This is a genomic window from Herbaspirillum sp. UBA812 (genome assembly GCF_002296545.1).
Taxonomy (GTDB): Bacteria; Pseudomonadota; Gammaproteobacteria; order Burkholderiales; family Burkholderiaceae_D; genus Herbaspirillum; species Herbaspirillum huttiense.
The window spans coordinates 1-3619 of the sequence record NZ_DBIC01000317.1 but is presented as its reverse complement, the minus strand read 5'-3'; the positions used below and the strand labels follow the sequence as shown (position 1 = coordinate 3619).

Here is a 3619-nt window from a genome sequence, read left to right as displayed (position 1 = left end):
ACATCACCAGGAACACCAGCACCATGGCCTCGATCAGGGTCTGCACCACTTTCTGGATGGAGATCTTGACGAAGGGCGCGGTGTTGTAGGGCAGCGAGAACTGCATGCCCTGCGGCAGGCTGGGGCGCAGTTCTTCCATGCGCGCCTGGATCGCCGCGGCCGTGCGGACGGCGTTGGCACCGGGCGAGAGCTGTACGGCCGCCACGCCCGCAGGCTTGCCGTCTTCACGGTTGGCGAAGGCATAGGATTGCGCGCCCAGTTCGACCCGGGCCACGTCGCCCAGCAGCACCCGCGAACCATCGGCCTTGGCCTTGAGCACGATGGAAGCGAACTGGTCCGGTGACTGCAACTGTCCTTGTACTGTCAGGGGAACGGCGATCTGCTGGCCCGGTACAGTTGGCGTATCGCCCAGGCGTCCGGGAGCAATCTGTGCGTTCTGCTGGCTGATCGCTGTACTGATATCTGTTACGGACAGTCCGAAGGCATTGAGCTTGAAGGGATCGATCCAGATCCGCATCGCCTGCTCGGCACCGAACAGCTGCACGCGGCCTACGCCGTCGACGCGGCGCAGTTCTTCGACGATGTTGCGGGCCAGGTAATCGTTGAGGCGAATTTCATCATGGCGGCCGTCCACCGAGGTCAGGCTGACCATGAGCAGGAAGCCCGAGGCCGCCGACTCCACGGTCACGCCGTTCTGGCGCACGGTTTGTGGCAGGCGCGCTTCGATGGCCTTGAGCTTGTTCTGCACGTCGACCTGGGCCAGCTCCGGATCGGTGCCGGGCTTGAAGGTCACGGTGATCTGGGCGCTGCCGGAGGTATCGGCCGAGGATTCGAAATAGAGCAGGTTCTTCACGCCCGACAACTCACGCTCGATCAGGCTGATGACGCCATCGTTCATGGTCTGCGGCGTGGCCCCCGGATAGGTGGCGTTGATCGTCACGCTGGGCGGGGCCACCGAGGGATAGCGGGCTATGGGCAACTGGCTCATGGCGATCACGCCGAAGAGCACGATGAACAGCGCGACCACCCAGGCAAAGATGGGGCGGTCGATAAAGAAGCGAGGCATGCAGGAACTCCATCCGGGGAAACACGCGAAGGACAGCGCCTGCCGGTCAACCCACGGCTTTTTTGCCGCACGGGCTGCCCGACAGTACAATCGCGAGCGAAGGCGGAGTCTGGGGCATGCGCATGAGGTTTGCGCGATACAACGATGGAGTTTTGATGGAGAACGCAAGAATGGCGGCAACCCAAGTGAAAGCCGGCGAGGCCGCACCGGCCACGGGTGCGCTGATCCTCATCGCCGAGGATGCACCCGAGATCGCCGAGATCCTGGCCGCCTACCTGGCCCGCAGCGGCATGCGCAGCGTGCATGCGGCCGATGGTGCGCGGGCACTGGACCTGCATCTCTCGCTCAAGCCGGACCTGGTGCTGCTCGATATCCAGATGCCGCAGGTCAATGGCTGGCAGGTGCTGGCGCAGATCCGCCAGCGCGACAACACGCCGGTCATCCTGCTCACCGCGCTGGACCAGGACGTGGACAAGCTCACGGGACTGCGCATCGGTGCCGATGACTACGTGGTCAAACCTTTCAATCCGGCCGAAGTGGTCGCGCGCGTGGAAGCGGTATTGCGCCGCAGCCTGCCGCGCGAGGAGCGCGAAGACCGCCGCATCCTGCGTGCCCCGCCCTTCGTGATCGATTTCGAACAGCATGAGGTGGTGGCCGAGATCGAGGGCGTGAGCCACACGCTGGTGCTGACGCTGACCGAATTCAAGCTGCTGGCACAACTGGCCCGCGCCCCGCGCCGCGTGTTCAGCCGCGCCGAACTGCTGGCCACCTGCCTGCCCGAGGGCGATACCCTGGAACGCACCGTGGACAGCCACGTCAGCAAGCTGCGCAAGAAGCTGGAAGACCTGGGGCTGGCCGGTATCCCGGTGAGCATTCGCGGGGTCGGCTACCGCTTCCAGCAGGGCGGCTGATTGCACGCACCCGATACGCATCCATGAAACCCGGCATCGATCTCCTGACCCTCTGGCGCGGCAAGGGACTGGCGCGCCAGATCATCAGCTCCATTGCCATCCTGGCACTGACCATCATGCTGATGGTACTGCTGGGGTCCTACGCGTTTTATTCGACGCTGTTCATCTTCCTGCCCACGGCGCTCTCCGCACCGGACAGCTGGCTGCCCTCGCCCGCTGAATGGGGCTGGATCTTCGTGACCACGCTCGTCGGCGTGGCCATCGCGGTGTGGGTGGCCATCCGGTTATCGCGCCGCATCCTCACGCCCTTGAATTCGGTGGCCACCAGTTTGCGTCGCGTGGCGCAGGGTGACCTGGCCGCGCGCGCCGCCGCAGACCGGCAGCCGCTGGACGAAGCCTCACAACTGATCAGCGATTTCAATGCCATGGCCGAACGGCTGGAGCGGGTGCAGCAGGAACGCATCTTCTGGAACGCCGCGATTGCGCACGAGCTGCGCACGCCGGTGACGATCCTGCGCGGGCGTCTGCAGGGCCTGGCCGATGGCGTGTTCCAGCCCGATCCGGCGCTCTTTTCCAGCCTGCTGGTGCAGGTGGAAGGACTGGGCCGGCTGATCGAGGACTTGCGCATTGTGGGGCTGGCCGAAAGCGGCCATTTGCGCATCCAGCTGCAGCAGGCCGATCTGCGGCAGGAGATCATGACGGTGCTGAAAGCCTGTGAATCGGCGCTGCACGACAAGGGCTTCACGCTCACCCTGGCGCTGGGGGTGGAGCACCCGGCATGCGACCCGGTGCGCATCCGCCAGGCACTACTGGCGCTGCTGGAGAATGCCCTGCAACACGCCACGCCGGGCCCCTTGCGCATCAGTACCCTGGTCGTCGATGGCCAGCATTGCCTGCGCGTGGAGGACAGCGGTCCAGGCCTGTCCGCCAGCGACGCGCAGCGCATCTTCGATGCCTTCGAGCGTGGGCCCCGCAGTGGCGACGCGGCCGCCAAGGGTAGCGGGCTGGGACTGGCCGTGGTGCGGGCCATCGCCAGCGCGCATGGCGGCACGGTGGATTGCCAGCCCTCGCCCCTGGGCGGTGCCTGCTTCGAGTTGCGCTGGCCGAAATGAAACAGGCGCTCGCCACGCCTGCCGAAAAATCACCCTTCTCTTCACTCCGCTAGCGGCCTGGCCCCCGCCTGGGCCGCATGGACGGCAGCCTGCTGAAGTTCTCTTCATATCGCCCTCCAGCCCCCGCCAGTGGGCGTTCGTATTCGCCTGCGCTAGGTCTTGAAGGCCCCGACCAGTCCGCTGAGCTTGTGGGCCTGCTCCTGCATCGACTCGGCGGCGGCCGAGGCCTGCTCCACCAGGGCGGCATTCTGCTGGGTCACGTTATCCATCTGGCTGATCGCCTGCTGGATCTGCTCCACGCCGGCGGACTGTTCCTGGCTGGCCGAGCTGATGCCGGCAATGATTTCGGTAACGCGTTGTACGCTGGCGACGACTTCATCCATGGTGGAGCCGGCCTGGTTGACCAGCGCACTGCCGGCATCGACCTTGGAGACCGAGTTGTCGATGAGTTCCTTGATCTCCTTGGCGGCGGCCGCCGAGCGTTGCGCCAGCGTGCGCACTTCCGAGGCGACCACGGCAAAGCCGCGTCC

Annotated in this window: 4 protein-coding genes; 2 read left to right on the top strand and 2 right to left on the bottom strand. The window is 65.5% G+C overall.

Going from position 1 to position 3619, the window contains the following annotated elements:
• Nucleotides 1-1066 (bottom strand): efflux RND transporter permease subunit (locus tag B3873_RS21595; RefSeq protein ID WP_286868988.1); only part of this gene is annotated, 1066 nt, incomplete at its 3' end.
• Between the two features lie 170 nt (nucleotides 1067-1236).
• Here B3873_RS21595 and B3873_RS21590 point away from each other — a divergent pair.
• Nucleotides 1237-1977, top strand: a complete 741-nt coding sequence (locus B3873_RS21590; RefSeq protein ID WP_286868986.1) for a response regulator — start codon at nucleotides 1237-1239, stop codon at nucleotides 1975-1977.
• 23 nt (nucleotides 1978-2000) lie between these two features.
• A complete protein-coding gene (locus B3873_RS21585; protein WP_286868984.1) occupies nucleotides 2001-3089 on the top strand; it encodes an ATP-binding protein in 1089 nt (362 codons plus the stop codon).
• 152 nt (nucleotides 3090-3241) lie between these two features.
• Here the strand turns inward: B3873_RS21585 and B3873_RS21580 are convergent.
• Nucleotides 3242-3619: methyl-accepting chemotaxis protein (locus B3873_RS21580; protein WP_286868981.1), on the bottom strand; the 378-nt coding region annotated here is incomplete at its 5' end.

Bases quoted from the DNA above. Each gene is read 5' to 3' on its own strand.
- B3873_RS21590 (WP_286868986.1), top strand. From the start codon at position 1,237: ATGGCGGCAACCCAAGTGAAAGCCGGCGAGGCCGCACCGGCCACGGGT.
- B3873_RS21585 (WP_286868984.1), top strand. From the start codon at position 2,001: ATGAAACCCGGCATCGATCTCCTGACCCTCTGGCGCGGCAAGGGACTG.